We start from the raw sequence: 18210 nt of genomic DNA on the forward strand, positions 1-18210 counted from the left end.
CCTCCTGTACATGGGATTTATTATTCCAAGCCCGACCATACAATGGCGCGCGGCGTTAAGACGGATTCATTGGTGTATCCTTTATGGCTGGGAGCAAAAAATGCGAATACCAATTCTTCAACCGGGTCCACGTACAAGCCGCAATGACCATAGCCTTCATGCGAGAAGGTGCCTTGGCTAGCCAGGTCATAATGATCCACCGACCAGCCTAGACCGTATTTGAAATCGGTATGGAGATTCCCCCAGCCTCTGCTTGTTAGACCGTTCAAATGATTTGTCGTTTGCAGCTCGATGGATCGTTTAGACAAGACTCGCCTGCCGTTGCCGATACCGCCGTCCAGCATCATCTGACCAAACTTCCACAGATCCTCGAGCGACGAGTATAGACCGTTGCCTGCCACGTTGGGCATTTCGGCTGTCCGCTCGCGCGGATTATATATCTGGTTTTTCTCCCAATCATTCGTACAGCAGACCGAATCCCTCCGCTCCTCGGGCACGCTGAAAAAAGTGCTTGTTAAGCCAAGCGGAGCCAGTATCTCATCTTGTATGTACTGCTCATAGGACTTCCCGGATACCCTGGCGATAACCTCGCCTAAAATCGCGTACCCGCTGGAGCAATAAATCCACTCCTTGCCCGGCATGCGCTGCATAGGTCCGGACAGCACTACCTGCAGCCAGTTGACATGCGGATAAGCCTTCCTTGCTTCTTTGGCCATCCATTCATACCAGGGCAGACCGTAAGGCTCCGTATAAAAGCCGGGATCCCCTTGAATGCCGGATGTATGGGTGAGCAGATGGAATATCGTAATGCCGCGATGCTTATCGTTATCAAGCTCGGGCAAGATCCGGCTGACGGATTCGGTCAGGAAAATTTGACCCCGGTCAATCAGCTGATGAATAGCCACGGCCGTAAAGACTTTCGTAATGGAGTAAATCTTGCGGATAGAATCCGGCAGCAGATCCGCGCTGTTCTCCTCGCTTCGGAGCTTGCCGAGGGACCGGTGGGCAAATACCTTTCCTCTTCTTGCAATAATGTAGCTTGCAGCTTGAATCGTACCGCTAGCAATAATAGAAGAATAATGCTCGTCGAGCCGGCGAAGATTCTCTCTGTCGAAGCCGGCTTCCTCCGGACTTGCGCTCGTCCAGCCTTCATGAAGGTGAATCATGTCTTGCATGCGAACGACCCCTCCCTGTTTTGGAGAATGATGGAAAATGGAAACATATCCCTATTCTAAGGGTACGAATGTTCGTATGTCTATGCATATTTCGCTTATAACGAAAATATATTTTGCGATTTGTTCAAAACCTTGAACTTTTCTAGAGGCATAAAAAAGGCGGAACATAAGCACAAACGTGCCTTGTCCCGCATGCTGCGTTCCCTATAAGTGCTGCTCGGTTACACCGGATTCCGGATCGAAAGTCAGCATCTTTGTCCCAATCTTATCGATAAAGAACCGATCGTGACTGACCGTAATAACCGCACCCGGGAAATGAATTAAAGCCTGCTCCATGACCTGGATGCTCGTTAAATCCAAATGATTCGTTGGTTCGTCCAAGATGATAACGGCCGCGCCGGATAGAAGGCATTTGGCCAGCGCAACCCGTGCTTTCTGCCCGCCCGAGAGGTTGCCGATCATCTTGCTTAAATCCATCTCCGAGAATTGCAGCATGGATAGGAACTTATTCACCTTTTTCCGCGGCGCGTCAAGTCCCAGTCCATACGTGTTCACCGCGTGGCTGACCGAATCCTTCGGATCAAGCTCCTCCCACATCCGGTTGAAATAGGCGTAGCTGACTCCTCTCTCCCAGACGACTTCGCCCGCCTCCGGCTTCTCCTGCCCCGTCAGCGCTTTAATGAGCGTGGATTTCCCGCTCCCGTTAGGGCCTGCAATGACCAAGCGGTCTTCCTTCTGAATATCGAAGCTGATATCCCGGAAGATCTGCCGGCCATCATAGGTCTGGCTGATTTGCTTCACTTCGCATAGCTTGTCCGGGAAGCGCAGCTTCTCGTAAATATCGGTAATGAGAACTTCAACGGGATGCGGCTCGATCCGCTTCTTGTTATCCGCCAGCTTGCGGGAAAGCCGGTCCTTCGAGGATTTCTTGCTGCCGCGGCTGTCAATCGCTTCGGCCTCCATCAGGAGAAGCTCCTCTTCCCATTCGAACTGGCGGTCCAGCTCCTTCTTGCGCATTTTCTTCTTGCGGACATAATCGGTATAATTGCCGTCGTATTCCTGGAAATGATAATTTTCAATCTCGATCGTGCGCGTTACGACCTTGTCGATAAACTGCCGATCATGCGATACCAGTATCATGGCGCCCTTGAACCGGAACAGCCATTGCTCCAGCCATGCGATCCCTTCTATATCCAGATAGTTCGTAGGCTCGTCGAGCAGAACGACATCCGGCATTTGAATCAGCATTTTGGCCAAGGCAGCGCGGTTTCTCCAGCCTCCGGACAACTCGTCAACCGGCTGATGACGCGAATTATCGTTGAATCCCAGCTTTGTAAGCACAGTGTTAATCTCAACGGATACGTTCCAGCCGTCCAGATGCTCCATTTGCTCAAACAGCTCCGCCTGCCTCGACAGAAGCTTGTCCATTTCGCTGTCATCCGTAACCGTGCTCAGCTTCTCTCCGACCTCTTGAAGCTCTCGCTCAATAAGCGCGACCTCCGCAAAGCACATCTCCAGCTCTTGCTGAACGGATAAGCTGCCGCTAAGCTCCGAGAACTGCGAGAAGTACCCGATCTTCACTTGCGGATCGATTTCAACCTTCCCGGACGTCGGCTCGTCTTTTCCCATAATCAGCTTAAATACCGTCGACTTGCCGGCACCGTTCCGTCCAATCAGTCCAACACGCTCTCCTTGACTCAGGCGAAAATAAATATCGCGAAAGATCATGGCGTCTTCATATTTCTTCGTTACGTTCTCCAGCCTAATTACGCTCATCTCTATCATCCTTCCGTTCGTCTAACGATTATAACACTATCGGGCTCATTTCCGGGTATAATGAACAAGTATATGTAGAATGTACGGTGTAGATCAAATGCAGAAGAGGTTGAAGATGACAGCATTCAAAGATTTAAGCAAAGAAATTACGACGGCACTAAATAGCTTGGGCTTTGACACCCCGACAGAAGTGCAGTCGAAGGTCATTCCCATCGCGCTCGCGAAAAAAGATTTGGTCGTCAAATCGCAAACCGGCAGCGGCAAAACGGCCGCATACGGCATTCCGCTCTGCGAGCTCGTGGAATGGAACGAGAATAAGCCCCAGGCATTAATCTTAACGCCAACCCGCGAACTGGCGGTTCAGGTTACGGAAGACATTGCGAATATCGGCCGGTTTAAGCGAATTAAAGCAGCCGCACTTTACGGCAAATCCCCGTTTCATATTCAAAAAGCGGAGCTGAAGCAAAGAACGCATGTGGTGGTTGGGACGCCGGGACGGGTATTCGACCATATCGAGCGCGGTACGCTTGCGCTGGATAAGCTTGCCTATCTCGTCATTGATGAAGCCGACGAAATGCTGAATATGGGGTTTATCGAACAAGTACAAGCGATCATACAAGCCCTGCCGAAGGACCGGGTAACGATGTTATTTTCCGCTACCTTCCCTGAGGATGTTGCCCAGCTGTCGCGCCGGTACATGGACAACCCTGCCCGAATCGAGATCCAGGCAAGCGGGTTAACGACGGCCACCATCGAACATTCCCTTATCGAAGTGAAGGAAGCAGACAAGCTAGCTTTGCTTCAGGATGTGCTCGTTGTGGAAAATCCGGACAGCTGCATCATTTTTTGCCGGACCCAGGAGAATGTCGATAAGCTGTTCCGCGCAATGGCCGAGCAGGACTATCCATGCGACCGCATCCACGGCGGTTTGGAGCAGGAAGAGCGCTTTGAGGTCATGAATGCGTTCAGGAGAGGTCAATTCCGTTACCTGATTGCGACGGACGTGGCGGCGCGAGGTATCGACATTACGAATATCACCCATGTCATCAACTACGATATCCCGCTGGAGAAGGAGAGCTATGTGCATCGTACCGGACGCACGGGCCGTGCCGGCAAGAACGGAACGGCGATTACCTTCCTCGCGCCCAATGACGGCAGACGGCTGGCAGAGATTGAAGACTACATTGGATTCGCCATTCCGAGAGTGAAGGCTCCGTCTGAAGAAGCCGTCGACCTTCGCCGGGAGGATTTCGAACGCAAAATCAACGTCGGAGCGGAGCTAAAAAAAGACCGCCGCGAGCAGCTGAACAAGCAAATTATGAAGCTGAACTTCAATGGCGGGAAGAAAAAGAAATTTAGAGCCGTGGACTTCGTGGGGACTATCGCCAAGCTTGAAGGCGTAACGGCCGACGACATTGGCATTATTACCATTCTCGACCATGTGACCGACGTTGAGATTCTGAACGGCAAAGGGTCGCTTGTGCTAGAGCTGATGAAGAATACGACGGTAAAAGGCAAGCAGTTAAAGGTTCGCCGAGCGAACAAATAGAGGACAACAAAACAGCCGCTTGGCTCTATTCCCATAGAGCCAAGCGGCTGTTTGCTTCCTGCCAACTAGAATACGCGAGGACGGAGCGTCTCTCTCTTTTCCCCGAATACGCGCTGTTCCAGATCTTCCAGTCGGCGCTTGATCATAAAGTAATCAAAGGCTTCCTTGTCCTTCATCAGTTCTTTATGTATGTTCGCCAGATCCGCTTCGAACTTCACGATCAGCTCCTGCATGCGGCTGTAGTCCTTGATGATCTCATCGAGAAACTCGTCCACTTGCTCCTGGTTGTAGCCTCTCATTTTCTTTTCGAATTGCTTAGCATGTATTGTTTGCGCCGTTAATTGGATTCCGTATTGACTCAACTCGCTCATCGTATAAATGCTCCTCTCAGACTTCAATAAATCGAATGACACCTAATCTATATAATACGACGAATTTCGACTTTCTGCAAAGCAATGGCTTCCAGCAACAAAAAAGAACCGCTTAACGCCCATGAGCGCCAAGCAGTCCCGGATAAGTTCATTTAGGATTATTTCAGATAAAATACTTCTCTCATCGGCCGGATCGGTTCCGCTTCCCGGAAGTCGAAGGAGCCCTCCACCATTTGCGAGGTAATCGCGTTCCAACGGTTGCATGGCTCGCTCTCGGCGATAATGCCGAACGCCTTCTCTACATCGTCGCATTCGAAGCAGTAGAAAAATTGGTTGCCATTCTGAAAGATCGAATAATTCCGGAAGCCCGCCCTCGTATGCTCTGCCATAATCTCCGGCCAAGGCGCCAGATGCATCGCTACATATTCCTCAAGCATTTCCTCTTTGATTTTCCAGGTCCATGCGAATTTATTGCTGTTCTCCAAGTGCATCCTCTCCTTCATGCGTTCTTATTGCCCATTTGTGAAGACGTTTACATTTGTACGGACAAGGTTCAATATATGTCATCCATGTCATGGTGTAAAGAGAAGATTTTTCTCCCGATATTCCTTGCGATCTGCGGGCATTCTAAACTCGCCACAGGATGTAGGCGCCATTCTATCGCAGGGAGGAATTCCGATTATGTCGCATAATAAACGACGGTCTTTCCAAGGTAAAATGCATGCACTGCAGTTCAACTCTTTAGAAGCTGAAAATAATGTGGCGGGCTCAACGGACCGGAACCGCAACCAGAAAGGCCATGTTCCAAACAGCCCTTCGACAGGCTAGACTCCGCTTGAAGCCAAATTGGCCGGAACTCCAGGGTTCCGGCCAATCCATTTATTCCAGATAATCAAGCATCTCGCTCCAATTGCTCCTGCCGTAGTAATCCTCTGCAGCAGTCAGCTTGGGAATCCAAGTTATTGAACTTCGGGCGCCTGCCTTCAGCAGCTTAACCTCCGCAGATCCTTGTCCCGCCTGAATATAAGCCAGCAGCCCGTTCTTCATGATTGTTGGAGCATAGTCTCCGTAACCGTCAATGGCCCTGGTCAAGTTTTTATGCCGTCCGGTACGAAGATCCACTCTTGTCAATACAGGCAGCGTTCTCTCCTCTTCGTCGCTTGACCATGCCGCTTCTTTTCTCCGGGATACAATTAGCGCGTCTTCGCGATCCCAGGCAAAATCATTATCCGCATAACCGGCTGGGGTGACAACATGCTTGGTTAAGGCAGCAATATCCTCCAGGATAGTGAGCTTCTTGTTTAAAGACGCATCTCTGCCCGTCCCATCGACGAAAGCAAGCTTATTGCTTGCCGGAGCCCACTGAAACCAATCCGTATAGCCTAACATCTCTCCCGCTTTAACAAAGCTCCTGCCATCCGAGGACAGCAGAATTAGCGCATTGGCATCGGAGGACAAAGATGCCGTCGGTTTCGCGATAAAAGCAATCCAGCTGCCGTCAGGCGACCATTTGAACGGGCTTGTCTGAATGGCGAAGAAATCATCCGATTGGCCAGGCAGGCGGTAGAACAGCTGCTTGGTCCAGGCTGCTGATGGACCGCCTGGCTTTAGGACATAGAGTTCAATGGGGTCCCACCCGCCTTCGGGCCGCAGTTCGGGCGCCGTAGATACAAGCAGCCCGCTGCCATCCGGCAGCCAGGAGAACTCTCCGGCATTATCCATGATCTGCTCCTGCGAATGATCATTTGGCCGGTCCGCCGACATGACGCTGAGCATTCTTCCGGACAGAATCGCCAGACGATGGCCGCCCGGAGCCCATTTCACATTGGAGCCCTCTCCGAGCTTGCGCATACCGCCGGTTGCCGCTTCGTACGTCCAAACCTCAGGGCGGTTCTCTCCTCGCAGGAAAGTCATCCATTTCCCGTCATCCGACCATTGCGGACTCCGGATGTACTCTTGTTTCGTCAGCGGCTTTTGAACCTCTTTCACAGCCAGCCACAGATTATTGTTTCGGATAAATCCCGCCTGCAGCGCATCCAGCTCCCCTTCTGCCGCTGCTCCGGTTGCCATAACCATCTGTACGCCGACAGCTGCAGCGATAATCAATCCCGCGAGCCGTTTCCTCATGGTTGCACCTCCTTGTGGCTGTCTTGCAATTGCCTCGATTTTAACGCGATTTCCTCCGGCATTTTCTTGGACATGCTAGGTACATCGCGGTGTTTGTATTCGATAAGCTCGGAAGAATAGACGGATACGAAGACGCGTCCGCTGCCGGCAAAAGCCCGAATCAGAATCGGCTGATTATACTGATTCTGAAATACGAAATCCGGCCCGTCCCAGCTGACCGTGGCATCGCGTCCCGGCATCACGTACGGAACATGGCGGCTGTGCGAATACCGCTGAACGATCTTTAGTCCTGCGCTGTCAATCGCATTGTACAACGTCGAGGAGACTTGGCAGATGCCGCCTCCAACTCCTTCCGACAGCTCTCCCCGGACGATAACCGGAGCACTCAAATACCCCTTCTCCATGGTTCGCTGTCCAACCGTCCGGTTAAAGGAGAAGGTCTCTCCGGGAAATACGACGGCATTGGATATCGCTTTGGCAGCCAGAGAGATGTTATGCGAGCGGTTCTTATTGTTGCTGTTGTAATAAGTGACATAATGGCCAATCGCTTTCTCCTTAATGCTGGCCAGCAGTTCGCTGTCCACCTTCGCATGCACTGGCGTGAGAGGAACATCGATCGCGGATGGCTCATTATTGAAGAAATAACCGTAGAACTGCGCAGCAAATCGATCGCGGTCAAGCTGATACCCCGGCTTCTCAGCCACAATATGGCCCCGGTCACCGATATAGGCATTCACGGGAGGATTGTTGATATGCTTTTCCAGCTTGGACTGCAGCTTGTTAAATTTCCCTATATCCAGAAACGAGGTCCCCGGAAGACCGTATTCCTGCCGTTTAATGCGGGCAAGCGGTTGTCCGCGGTGCTCAATGGTTAATTCCTCTGAACCTGCAGGCGTCTGCTCAGGCTGCGATGGCGGTTGTACTGGCTGCTGCAATAAGATAGCAAGGCCAGCTATCCAGATTCCGTTTAATCCCATTCCTCACTTCTCCTATCGTCACATAAGCGCCATTACACCCGAGAATAATAATGGACAAGGGATAGTATGGTTCGCAGACGCTTGAATTATTTTGAAACAGGAGGAAATTATGCTTTTTATGCGATTTACCCGTTGGATGGCTTGCGGAATCTTCATGGTATTGCTCGTCCTGGCATCGATGCCCGGGAATGCCGTTTACGCGAAATCTAGTCATGGCGAGAGCCGATCGGCTGCCAGCCTGCTGTTGTCCGTAAGAACAAGTCCCTCCGCTCTCTTCGAGGACCATATCGTAATTAACGATTCCGATTTCGTGAACGCCGTTAATTCACCAAGTTGGCAGGCATCCGACGAGACACCGCGATTGACCGATCTGTATATTTCCCGGGAAGCATCCACGTCCCTTCTTCTTCGCGTGGATTCCAGCGGCCGGTTATGGGACGACAATCGGAGGAAGCTGCTAATCCTTCCTGCAAAAGCAGAGGCTAAGCTGAATCAGGCGGCCGCTGCTTTGCGCGAGCGCCATTACGGCAAGCTGCTCGATTGGCAGGAGGCCGAGAAGCTGTTCTCCCGCAAGGCCATTTTTGTCATCAAGGATATGGAAACCGGCTTGTCCTTCCGGGTACAGCGAAGAGCAGGTCATGATCATGCCGATGTTCAGCCGGTAACCAAGGCAGATACGGAAATTATGAAGCAAATTTACAACAAGGGCTGGACCTGGGACCGGAAAGCCGTTATTGCGGAAAAGGACGGTAAGCAGATCGCGGCTTCCATGAACGGAATGCCGCATGGCGGAGACGGAATACCGGAGAACGGATTTTCGGGGCATTTTTGCGTGCATTTCCTTAACAGCTCCACCCATAAATCCGATGCACCGGATCTGCCGCATCAGCTTATGGTCCATAAAGCAGCCGGGATGCTGCGTCCTTATTTTGCCGACTCTTCGCCTTACCGGCTCGGGCAGAGCTTGATCGAAGCGCTCCATCATGAAGATCCCGAGATGGTCCGGCTATTGACCGAAGGGCTGTCCAGTGAGCAGTCTGTGGCGTTATTGCAACAGAAACAGGATTGGCGCTCCATTCGCAAAAAGGATGGCCGCGAGCTTCCCGGTCAGGAATCATTGTTGTCAGAGATTCAGCTGGAAGCGGAAATTCTGCATGCGACCCGGGGCAAAAGGCTGCTTCAATTCCACTCCCAGTTCGTTCGAACAAGTCCGGTCAGCCCTTGGGAGATGAAAGAATTAACAATCTCTTGATCAAATAAACAAATAAACAACGTCCGCTCCCTTCTTGGCCGAAGGTGACAGACGTTGTTTTTGTTTTTGTATCTTAGAAGGGGCCATTTACGGAAGCCCCGTGCATATTGGGATTAGCCATATTCGGGCTTACCATGTTTGGGCTAACTGCGTTTGGTTGAGCATTAGGCTGTGCTTGGGAAAGCGATTGAGTAGACGGCATATCCATGTACGTTTTGTGGCAATACATATTAGAAATACGCGGAATAACAACAGTCTCGCCATGCTTCAGCGATTTTGGATTCGCAATGTGCAGATTAGCTTCTTCCAGGAGCGAGCCCGGAATATTGTACGCATGAGCGATTTGCTCCATCGTATCCCCTGTCTGCACTTGATGATGAGCGTAGTAGTAGTTGCGGTCGTCTTCCCGGATGAATGGGAAGAAGAACGGCGAGAAGAAGAAAAACGGGTACAGGAAACGCCCAGGGAAGAAAGGATGCGGGAATGGCCGGAATGGTGGGCGGAAGCCTCCGCCAAAACCTCCGCCTCCAAAGCCGCCTCCAAAAGGAACAAAGCCACGATTATCCATCATTTTACCTCCGTTACATAGTCATTTGACTATATAACTTATTGAATCTTGGGCCAAAAGGTTCCTAGCTTCCGTTTTAAGTTAACTATAGCTTCTTATAGTCTCGTTTCATAATATTCATAACCAGACTCGCCCACTTTGGATTGGCCGGGCAATACTTGCTCGCTACCTTATCTATTGTCGTGAAGCCTTTATTAATATAATTCCTTGCCAGCAGCTGGCCGAATTTGCGGACGCTGTCTCCCTTCGTTGCGAAGGAAAATGCTTTATTGTACTTATCGCTGTCTATCGCGTTAAGCCCAAACAGATTGTTCTTCTTCTTGGCAAGCGTACTCTTGCCGTTGCCGCTCTCCAGCTTCATAACGGCGATTGTAAAATAGGCATTGATGCCGTATTCCTCTTCAATATCGAGGATGGCTTTCTCCAATCCATGGTTGGCCAGAGCCGTTTTCTCAAACAACTTCGCTATATGCTCTTCGGTAAGGCCCGATTCCGATTCCACCGCGGATGACGGCCTCTCCGGCTTCGACGGCAATTCTAGAACGGGTTTAATCTCCAAGGTATCGTTAAGCGGCGCTTCGACCGCGATTGTTTTCGCTTTTGCCAGAGATTGCGCTTTAACTTCACCAACGGATTTGGCTGTTGCCGTCTCTTTTCCTTCAACCCGTTCCGCGTAACGCCCATGGACAAACCCTTGACCGCTTAGTGCAAGCCATCCATTATCCGTTGTATGATCCACCTTGACGGTGTCGCCTTGCTTCAGAACTTGAATAATATTGGAGTTTGCATCCGGCTGTTCGCGGACGTTGAGGTAATACGCGGTTACTTCATATGTATGTACAGGCGGTTCTTCCACAGAGGCAGGCGCGATCGCACTATGTACTTCGGGGATGGTACTAGGCTCAGGCTCCGGCAGAATGGCTTCCTGCCTCTCCGACTGGTTGAGACCGGCGGCTTCCGGCAGTTGCGGAGTGAACAGCTGCAAGGCTTCACTCGCCACGATATTGCCTTCGTCAATAGTCAGATGAGCGGATGATAAATCATGCGTAACTTCGGCAGATACTTTATTTGAAGGTAAAAAACGCGTGCCCAAGGTCATGAACAAAGCTATACAAAGTACATATAAGAGCACTTGACGATTTAATTTTGTATGCATCGTTACACCTCTTCCCTCGTTTTTGTAAATCAGACATACCTGCTGTGGTATAGGTTAGATTGTACATAGGAGGATTTGAAAAACGTGTCATATATCCTGCGCGGCTCACTTGTTTCTTTGTCGGAGATTAGGGCTAAATTTTGACCGAAAAAGCGGATTTTGAACAAATGCCGTCCGTTTGGATCGGTTCATCCAATACCTGCACGAAAAAGCAGCACGTAAATGACCCCATACGTGAAAATTAGTTAAATAAAAACAAAAGAACCGCACGGATGTGCGGTTCACTAGCTGTATTTGTACTATTCTTCCGATATTTGAGGCCCTGAATAGGACTTAAGATACTGCTCAATCTGTTCAATCGACCAGGATGGCCCCTGAAGGAGTCTGCCGCTCCGCGTTTCCTCGAGAAGCTCAAGCAGCCACTCCTTCTCCGTCTCCCCAAATTTCTTGATCCCTTTGATCATCATTTGCGAGCCGTTCGGGATATAAGGGCCTTTGAATTCCAGGACGGCTTCCATCCGCTTGATCCGATCCTCGCAAGCCGCGAGCTGCTTCAGCAGCAGCTGCTCAACCTGCTCCTGATCCCCGTAACGGATAAACGGCAAGGTAAGAAATACGGGATGCTGCGGATAAGAAACCTGGCTGAGCTGATCATACAACAGCTTATCGAAGGCAGCCTTCCCTTTTTCCGTAACCCGGTAGATCGTTTTGTCCGGACGGTTATCACCGGGTACCGCAACAATCTCGGCGGCTTCAATCAGCTCATGATCACGAAGCTGATCCACCGCATAATACAAGGAACCGTCACGCAGCTTGAAGCATTCATTCCAATTCCGTTGTTTAATCGTCTGCCTGATGTCATAAGGATGTCTCTCTCTCTCCATAAGAAGCCCAAGAATTAACAGCTTCATCGACATCTCGCTTATCTCCCCGAATAAGATGGCTTGACAGTTTCATCGGAAGCTGGAGCCTGCTTTGGCGCCGGAGCGGTTTGAAGCCTTGCGCGGCCCATCAGAATGGCGAATACTAACGCCAGCACGGGCAGCAGCAAGCTCCATTGGAACAGGAACAGAATGGAATCCGACAGCTTGCCGAGCAGCTGCGTTACGAAATCCGCGGGCAATCCCATTTTGGCTTGAACCGCAGGATCAAGCAGAGCCTGACCGCCTTTGATTTGATCTGCCATATCCGGGTTAATGCCCGGAATCTCGGTCAGCGAGTTCTGGAAATGCGACTTCTGCATCGTGCCGAATACGGTAATGCCAAGGGCGGAGCCAATCGTGCGGAAGAAGGTAATAAGCGACGATGCCGAGCCCTTGTATTGCGGAGGCACGGAGTTTAAGGTCGAGATGTTGAGCAAAGAGAACGATACGCCAATCCCCAGGCCAACAATGACCATAAATACCGTAATCAGTCCGCGGCTTGAGGAGGTATCCATCACATAGCCGAGCAGGAACGTACCCACAATCAGAACAATGGACGAAATGATCATCACGTCGCGGAACCGGAATTTGTTAGCTACCCGTCCGCCAACCTGCGAGCTGACTACAACGCCAAGCATCATAGGCGTAAGCACCGTGCTTGTGCTTGTTGCCGATAAATGGAATACGCCTTGCATGAACAGCGGAATATAAGTGGCAACGGCAATCATTATGCCGCCATACATTAAGCTGATCATCATGCTGCTCGTGAAGAGCTGCTTCTTGAACAGGTTAAGCGGGATAATCGGATCCTTGGCTACCTTCTCGACAAAGAGGAAGACAACAGCGAGAATGCCTGCGCCGGCAAGCAACGAGATAGTCTTCGCCGAATCCCAAGCCCAGCCGTCTGTTCCGCCAAGCTCAAGACCAAACATAAGCGAGAGCACCGCAGCCATCAGAATAATGATGCCGGCCCAGTCAATCACTTGCTTCCGGTGATTTTTCGATTCCTGATAACCTCTCATAATAAAGATCAGGGACAGGATGCCAATCGGTACGTTAATGTAGAAAATCCAGCGCCAGCTGATGTTGTCCGTAATCGCTCCGCCCATAATCGGACCAAATACGCTCGAGATCCCAAATACGGCGCCGAAAAGCCCCATCATCTTGCCGCGTTTCTCGGCCGGGAACAGGTCGAAGATGATCGTAAAGACGATTGGCATGATCGCGCCGCCGCCAATACCTTGAATCGCGCGGTAAATAATAAGCTGGGTCATATCTGTAGCGGTGCCGCACAGGATAGAACCAATTAGGAAAAAGATTAAGCCTGAAATAAAGAAACGTTTGCGCCCGTACATATCGGACAGCTTGCCAAAAATCGGCGTAGCCACAACCATGGCAATCATATAAGCGGAATAAACCCATACGAATTTATCCATTCCGCCCAGCTTCTCAATGATCTTGGCCATGGCCGTCGATACGATCGTCTGGTCCAACGCAGACATAAACAAACCAAGCAAGAGTCCCGCTATAACCAATTTGACGCTGCTTTTATTCGTGTCCATAAGAACTTCCCTTCTCTAGTCATTTGTCCGTACTCAAATTTGAATACCCTAGATTATTATACTCAAATTTGAGTGATGATCAATCCTAAAATGATAAATTTATTATGAAGTGATCTGGTGTATAATGGCACAGAGAATATTTAATAAGGTGGGATATGTACATATGTCTTATTTATCGTTAAGTACGTGGAGCCTTCACCGCAATCTTGGTCCGCTTCGCTGGACCGTCTGGAATGAAGAAACCGGCGTACAGGATACATCCGTTCAAGAACAGCCGTTGCTCCATTCCTTGCTCGAGCTTCCTGCAGAAGCCGCCAAACGCGGTTATCAGGCCGTTGAAATTTGCCACTTTCATTTCCCTTCAACGGATTCTTCCTATTTGAAACAGGTTAAGCAGGCTTTTGAGCAGGCAGGCTTGTCCTTCGATACGCTGCTGCTTGATTATGGCGATATTACTTCATCTAATGAAGTGCGGGTGTCGGCCGATCTGGCGTTGATCCGGGAATGGATTGATATTGCCTCCCAAAGCGGCGCCAAGCAGATTCGGGTCGTTGCCGGAGAAGCTTCTCCTTCCGATGAAGAAGCCATCTCGCTTTCCGCGGCAAGATTGTCGGAGCTCTCGGAATATGGCCGGACCGTTGGCGTCAAGGTTATAACCGAAAACTTCAAAGCGCTTACTTCCACGGGAGCCAGCTGCATGAAGCTGCTCGGAGCTTGGGGAGAGCATGCGGCAACCATCACGGACTTTGGCAATTTCCGCGGCGCTCTTAAGTATGAGGAGATCGCCCTTACTACGCCTCTAAGCGTATCCGTCCATGTGAAGCCTCAATATGATGAGAACGGTTATCCGGATGAAGCCGAGCTTCGCAGATGTTTGGACACCGTTTCCTCGGCCGGATTTAACGGCGCTTTTGTTCTGATCTACGACGGGCCGGGCGATATGTGGGAAGGCATGGAACGCGTGAAACGGATTGCTTCTGCTTATATCTCTTCATAAAATAGGAATCGCTAACAAGGCCGCCTCGCAATGAGGCGGCCTTGTGTCGTTCATCCGAAATTATGAAATAACCTTTTCATTTTCCGAGAAATACTTGTTATTTTGCTTTCGGAATAAATAATGGCAGTAATCCATCATCGTTTGATCGGAGACCAGGTGCTGCGGCTTCAGAAGATTATGCTTGAAGATATGTCGGCCCGGCGCGCTGTTGGCCTCAAATATCCATACCCGGCCATCCCGGTCAACCCCGAGATCGATGCCCAGATCCCCCAGCTCATGTCCGTATCCCTTCTCCAGCACATAGCCGATTCGCATGGACAACGCCGCTATCTTCTCCTCTATTCCCGCTGCCTGCTGCTGGAATACCTCGTTTAATACATACGAACCCGTCTTGATCCAGCCGCCATGCGTCGTGATTTTACTCGGATGATTAATATTGGCTCCAATTGCCGTGACGACCCATTCGTTCTTTCCGTCCTTGTTGAGCTGGATGCGAAGATCAAAGAAATCGGGTCCGTAACGCATCAGCTCCACGCCTTGCTGGACGAGATAAGAAGACAGCTTCTGAACATGATTCTGAAGCAGAAGTGAAAGGGTTGCATAGGACTTCCGGATTTGGGTATTCCCGAACACCGCTTCGCAATAATACGGCGTTTCTCCCGTTGTCCGGCTGATTTTATAAATCCCCTGTCCCCCGCTCCCTTTTAGCGGTTTGAGGAAGACCGATGGCGTCATCGCGAGCAGCTCTTCAATCTGATCGGCGGATGGTGAAATATAAGAAAGCGGCAAGTAGGCTTTGAGCTGCGTATCATTGGAAATAAACGCATACATGTCGCCTTTATCGAAGTAATTATGGTTAAAGATCGTACTGCCCGCTTTGCGAAGATATTTGAAAAACCGTTTATATAAAGCGGTCTGATAGATTTTTCTCGATTTAATCTGATTGTAGATGACATTCGGGAAAGGAGCTGCCGCTTTGCGCCATTTTAAGCTCTTTCCTTTTCGGACAAGGAAGGTTCCTCTCACCTTATAGCTCTTCCAGCCAATAGCGGCAGGATTGAATTTATAGAGCAGCATTGGATATTTGGAGGTATGCGAACGGAGAAAATGATTGCTGATCCCCTCAAACTTGCTGCTGTTTAATACGACCCCAACAACCGGTCCCAGACGAATCGCTTGTTCCTGATAATAAGCGTACAGCTTGCAGGGCTTTGGAATGGAGAGCCGGCTATAGAGCTGCTTGGATAAAATGATTTTGGGCTGCGGGCTCTGAAGCGGTCTAGCGCTTGCTTGGACCGTGAGATGACCGACATTTATGGCAACGATCGTTGAGGGCGCTAATCTCCAGGCTTCCATCAGACTGCTGCTGACCGCGGCCTGATCTTTGCGCAGCTTGCCGCTATACGTAACTTCTACAAGAGCTTCTTGGTACACAAAGAGATCCCCCTCTATCCTGCTCCTACAAAATATGGGGCGGATGTCACGGGGAACACGGGCAACAGCCCATCCTCCAAAAACAAACGCAGCATTCCCCCTATGGAGAATGCTGCGACTCAGGTATAATCTAGGCTTTCATCCCGGAAGAATGAGCTGCAATAATGCGGTCGATATACTCATTCCAGGCTTCATCCTCCGTGCATTTGTCCGGATGGGCTTCGAACCATTCGACCGTCCGTTTAATCCCTTCAGCGAACGGGACCGTTGCCGCGAATTCCGGCACGAACTTCTTGATCTTGCTGTTGTCAAACACGCCGCTGACGGCTTTATCGCCAAGAAGACCGCCTTCCAGATCGGGATCATGGGAGATAAGGAAGTCCGAGGAAATATGTACAAGGCTGGGCTCCACGCCGGCTGCGGCTCCAATCGCTTCATAGATCTGATTCCAGGTCAACACCTCGTCGGAAGTGATATGATAGGCCTCGCCAATCGCGGCCTGCTGGCCAAGCAGTCCCACAAAGCCTTTTGCAAAATCGGAATTATGCGTCATTGTCCATAAGGATAAGCCGTCGCCATGAACAATAATCGGCTTGCCTTTGCGCATGCGCGCAACAAGCGACCACGGATGAGGCCAGCTGTTCATGGAGGCCGGTATCATCGTATCTCCATACGTGAACGACGGGCGGACAATCGTAACCGGGAAGCCGGAATCAGCATGCTCTTTCATCAAGAGCTGCTCGCAGGCGATTTTGTCCCGGGAATATTGCCAATACGGATTCTCGAGCGGCGTTGCTTGCTCGGTTATGATATAATGCTTCAGCGGCTTCTGGTAGGCAGAGGCCGAGCTGATGAAAATGTACTGTTTCGTACGGCCTCCAAACAATGCAATATCCGTCTGTACATGCTCTGGCGTAAAGGCGATCCAGTCGACTACGACATCAAATTCATAGCCTTCCAGCGCCGCTGCCGCGGACTTGGGATCACGGATATCGCCAACGATAATCCGGGCACCCTCCGGCACAAAGCCGTCCCGGTTGCCCCGGTTGAACAAGTAGAGATTAATGCCTTTCTCTACCGCAAGCTTCGATACCGCCTGACTGATTAAGCCGGTTCCACCGATAAACAATACATTCATCTGGTCATCGCTCCTAAAATGAATTTCCACCCGCATTCACTTTCAATTACTAGTTTAAAGCTTGAAAGCGACAGGAGCAACGTTTACGGTATAATAGAGAAATAGAACAATAGAATAGGAGATAGAAGATGGACATTATACAACTCCCATTAACCCAAATTGACGAAGATACGGACCAGCCCCGCTACCAGTTTGACGAGGAAGCGTTGGTTGAGCTGATGCGAAATATCGAGGAAATTGGTCTGCTCTCCCCTATCAAGGTAAGAACCATAGATGGAGGAAGATACAAGATCATTTACGGCAACCGCCGTTATAAAGCATGCAAACGCCTCGGTCTTGCCACTATTCCATGCATCGTTACGAATATGACCGACGAGCAGGAAATCTATTTGGAGCAAATCGCGGAGAATCTTACCCGCCAAGGCTTCTCGCCGATTGAAGAAGCCGAGGCTTTCAATAAGCTGATGACAGACCCGAAATTCAGCCGTTCGGTTAAATTCCTGGCCAGCAAATTCGGCAAGCCGGAAACTTACATAAAGAACAAATGCGAGCTTCTGAAATTTGGCTCTTCCGTTCGGAAGCTCATTATTGGCGGCACCGAAATCCGCAAGGACCGCTTAACCGAGGATCAGCTTCTTCCTCTGAAGGATCTGCCGATGGAGCATCGGGATCCGCTTGCCCTTATAATGGCTAAAGACGAAATGCCGCCTTCCGACGTGAAGAAGATTGCCAAGCTGTTCAAGGATAAAGACATCTCTGCTTCCACCAAGGACAAGCTGCTGTACAAATCCGGTCCCGGCTTGCTGGAAACATGGTCTGTCCAGCAGCATAACAAGGCGGAGAAGGCAAAGCCTGCCGAGCCCAAAGCCCCTAAAGCCGAGAAGGCGCCGAAGGCTTCCGTTTCACCAACAGGAGTAGCAGCTTCGTCCGAGGTTGCCGCAGCTCCTTCGGTAAGCCCCTATGAAGCCATGGACCGGAAGCTGAATCAGCTGCTCGCTGCCTTGCCTGCTTTTACGCCTCTGCCCGATGAATCTGCATTATCCCTGCAAGAGATGGATGCGGAATCTCGCATCGCCTTAATCCGCCGGATGGAGGCTTTATTAGATCAATTACGCTCTCATACCGAGGAATGGGATAAGCTCAAAACCATTGCTGCCGCTAATTAGCCGGCAGCTTTTTGTTTGATTTGACCTTTTATCCCCGCC

Annotated in this window: 16 protein-coding genes; 4 read left to right on the forward strand and 12 right to left on the reverse strand. The window is 50.5% G+C overall.

All coding sequences use genetic code 11. The annotated features are described in order from the left end of the window. Positions 1 to 20: 20 nt before the first annotated feature. Positions 21 to 1175, reverse strand: a complete 1155-nt coding sequence (locus M3194_RS14780) for a serine hydrolase domain-containing protein (RefSeq protein WP_251654834.1) — start codon at positions 1173 to 1175, stop codon at positions 21 to 23. 204 nt (positions 1176 to 1379) lie between these two features. After that, positions 1380 to 2951 (reverse strand): ABC-F family ATP-binding cassette domain-containing protein, encoded by a 1572-nt coding sequence (locus M3194_RS14785; RefSeq protein ID WP_251654835.1) that lies wholly within the window; start codon positions 2949 to 2951, stop codon positions 1380 to 1382. A gap of 109 nt (positions 2952 to 3060) precedes the next feature. On the opposite strand from M3194_RS14785, the gene M3194_RS14790 reads away from it, so the two are divergent. Then, a complete protein-coding gene (locus M3194_RS14790; protein ID WP_285889287.1) occupies positions 3061 to 4500 on the forward strand; it encodes a DEAD/DEAH box helicase in 1440 nt (479 codons plus the stop codon). A 65-nt stretch (positions 4501 to 4565) separates the two neighbouring features. On the opposite strand, the gene M3194_RS14795 is transcribed toward M3194_RS14790, so the two are convergent. The 4 genes from M3194_RS14795 to M3194_RS14810 form a co-directional block, all read right to left on the reverse strand. Continuing rightward, positions 4566 to 4871, reverse strand: coding sequence for a DivIVA domain-containing protein (locus M3194_RS14795; RefSeq protein ID WP_251654837.1), 306 nt, complete (start codon positions 4869 to 4871; stop codon positions 4566 to 4568). Between the two features lie 158 nt (positions 4872 to 5029). Then, positions 5030 to 5356: an L-rhamnose mutarotase gene (locus M3194_RS14800; RefSeq protein WP_397334323.1), complete on the reverse strand. Its 327-nt coding sequence runs from the start codon at positions 5354 to 5356 to the stop codon at positions 5030 to 5032. A gap of 394 nt (positions 5357 to 5750) precedes the next feature. Continuing rightward, positions 5751 to 6998, reverse strand: a complete 1248-nt coding sequence (locus M3194_RS14805; protein WP_251654838.1) for a TolB family protein — start codon at positions 6996 to 6998, stop codon at positions 5751 to 5753. Continuing rightward, the gene (locus M3194_RS14810; RefSeq protein WP_251654839.1) at positions 6995 to 7975 is read right to left on the reverse strand and encodes a VanW family protein; all 981 of its coding nucleotides are present in this window, start codon (positions 7973 to 7975) and stop codon (positions 6995 to 6997) included. The genes M3194_RS14805 and M3194_RS14810 overlap by 4 nt, the downstream gene beginning before the upstream one ends. A 118-nt stretch (positions 7976 to 8093) precedes the next feature. Here M3194_RS14810 and M3194_RS14815 point away from each other — a divergent pair, with 118 nt between their 5' ends. Further along, a complete protein-coding gene (locus M3194_RS14815) occupies positions 8094 to 9227 on the forward strand; it encodes a hypothetical protein (RefSeq protein ID WP_251654840.1) in 1134 nt (377 codons plus the stop codon). Between the two features lie 73 nt (positions 9228 to 9300). Here M3194_RS14815 and M3194_RS14820 read toward each other — a convergent pair whose 3' ends face one another. The 4 genes from M3194_RS14820 to M3194_RS14835 all read right to left on the reverse strand — a co-directional run bounded on the left by M3194_RS14820 (position 9301) and on the right by M3194_RS14835 (position 13436). After that, a complete protein-coding gene (locus M3194_RS14820) occupies positions 9301 to 9798 on the reverse strand; it encodes a LysM peptidoglycan-binding domain-containing protein (RefSeq protein ID WP_251654841.1) in 498 nt (165 codons plus the stop codon). An 82-nt stretch (positions 9799 to 9880) separates the two neighbouring features. Beyond that, entirely contained in the window at positions 9881 to 10951 is a 1071-nt protein-coding gene (locus M3194_RS14825; RefSeq protein WP_251654842.1) for a glucosaminidase domain-containing protein, read from the reverse strand. Between the two features lie 299 nt (positions 10952 to 11250). Beyond that, positions 11251 to 11868, reverse strand: coding sequence for a PadR family transcriptional regulator (locus M3194_RS14830; protein WP_251654843.1), 618 nt, complete (start codon positions 11866 to 11868; stop codon positions 11251 to 11253). 5 nt (positions 11869 to 11873) lie between these two features. Then, positions 11874 to 13436: an MDR family MFS transporter gene (locus M3194_RS14835; RefSeq protein WP_251654844.1), complete on the reverse strand. Its 1563-nt coding sequence runs from the start codon at positions 13434 to 13436 to the stop codon at positions 11874 to 11876. Positions 13437 to 13599: 163 nt separating this feature from the next. Between M3194_RS14835 and M3194_RS14840 the strand changes: the two genes are divergently transcribed. Continuing rightward, a complete protein-coding gene (locus M3194_RS14840; RefSeq protein ID WP_251654845.1) occupies positions 13600 to 14433 on the forward strand; it encodes a sugar phosphate isomerase/epimerase family protein in 834 nt (277 codons plus the stop codon). Between the two features lie 60 nt (positions 14434 to 14493). Here M3194_RS14840 and M3194_RS14845 read toward each other — a convergent pair whose 3' ends face one another. Together M3194_RS14845 and M3194_RS14850 are read right to left on the reverse strand one after the other, a co-directional pair. Continuing rightward, a complete protein-coding gene (locus M3194_RS14845; RefSeq protein WP_251654846.1) occupies positions 14494 to 15867 on the reverse strand; it encodes a YheC/YheD family endospore coat-associated protein in 1374 nt (457 codons plus the stop codon). Between the two features lie 130 nt (positions 15868 to 15997). Then, entirely contained in the window at positions 15998 to 17005 is a 1008-nt protein-coding gene (locus tag M3194_RS14850) for an SDR family oxidoreductase (protein ID WP_251654847.1), read from the reverse strand. Positions 17006 to 17133: 128 nt separating this feature from the next. Between M3194_RS14850 and M3194_RS14855 the strand changes: the two genes are divergently transcribed. Continuing rightward, complete coding sequence (locus tag M3194_RS14855) at positions 17134 to 18171, forward strand: ParB/RepB/Spo0J family partition protein (RefSeq protein WP_251654848.1); 1038 nt, start codon at positions 17134 to 17136, stop codon at positions 18169 to 18171. The last annotated feature ends 39 nt before the right edge of the window (positions 18172 to 18210 follow it).

Source organism: Paenibacillus glycanilyticus, from assembly GCF_023715145.1.
In the GTDB taxonomy this organism is placed as follows: Bacteria; Bacillota; Bacilli; order Paenibacillales; family Paenibacillaceae; genus Pristimantibacillus; species Pristimantibacillus glycanilyticus_A.

Coding starts and splice junctions, on each gene's coding strand:
- M3194_RS14780 (WP_251654834.1), bottom strand. CDS start 1,175: ATGCAAGACATGATTCACCTTCATGAAGGCTGGACGAGCGCAAGTCCG.
- M3194_RS14785 (WP_251654835.1), bottom strand. CDS start 2,951: ATGAGCGTAATTAGGCTGGAGAACGTAACGAAGAAATATGAAGACGCC.
- M3194_RS14795 (WP_251654837.1), bottom strand. CDS start 4,871: ATGAGCGAGTTGAGTCAATACGGAATCCAATTAACGGCGCAAACAATA.
- M3194_RS14805 (WP_251654838.1), bottom strand. CDS start 6,998: ATGAGGAAACGGCTCGCGGGATTGATTATCGCTGCAGCTGTCGGCGTA.
- M3194_RS14810 (WP_251654839.1), bottom strand. CDS start 7,975: ATGGGATTAAACGGAATCTGGATAGCTGGCCTTGCTATCTTATTGCAG.
- M3194_RS14815 (WP_251654840.1), top strand. CDS start 8,094: ATGCGATTTACCCGTTGGATGGCTTGCGGAATCTTCATGGTATTGCTC.
- M3194_RS14820 (WP_251654841.1), bottom strand. CDS start 9,798: ATGATGGATAATCGTGGCTTTGTTCCTTTTGGAGGCGGCTTTGGAGGC.
- M3194_RS14825 (WP_251654842.1), bottom strand. CDS start 10,951: ATGCATACAAAATTAAATCGTCAAGTGCTCTTATATGTACTTTGTATA.
- M3194_RS14830 (WP_251654843.1), bottom strand. CDS start 11,868: ATGTCGATGAAGCTGTTAATTCTTGGGCTTCTTATGGAGAGAGAGAGA.
- M3194_RS14835 (WP_251654844.1), bottom strand. CDS start 13,436: ATGGACACGAATAAAAGCAGCGTCAAATTGGTTATAGCGGGACTCTTG.
- M3194_RS14840 (WP_251654845.1), top strand. CDS start 13,600: ATGTCTTATTTATCGTTAAGTACGTGGAGCCTTCACCGCAATCTTGGT.
- M3194_RS14850 (WP_251654847.1), bottom strand. CDS start 17,005: ATGAATGTATTGTTTATCGGTGGAACCGGCTTAATCAGTCAGGCGGTA.
- M3194_RS14855 (WP_251654848.1), top strand. CDS start 17,134: ATGGACATTATACAACTCCCATTAACCCAAATTGACGAAGATACGGAC.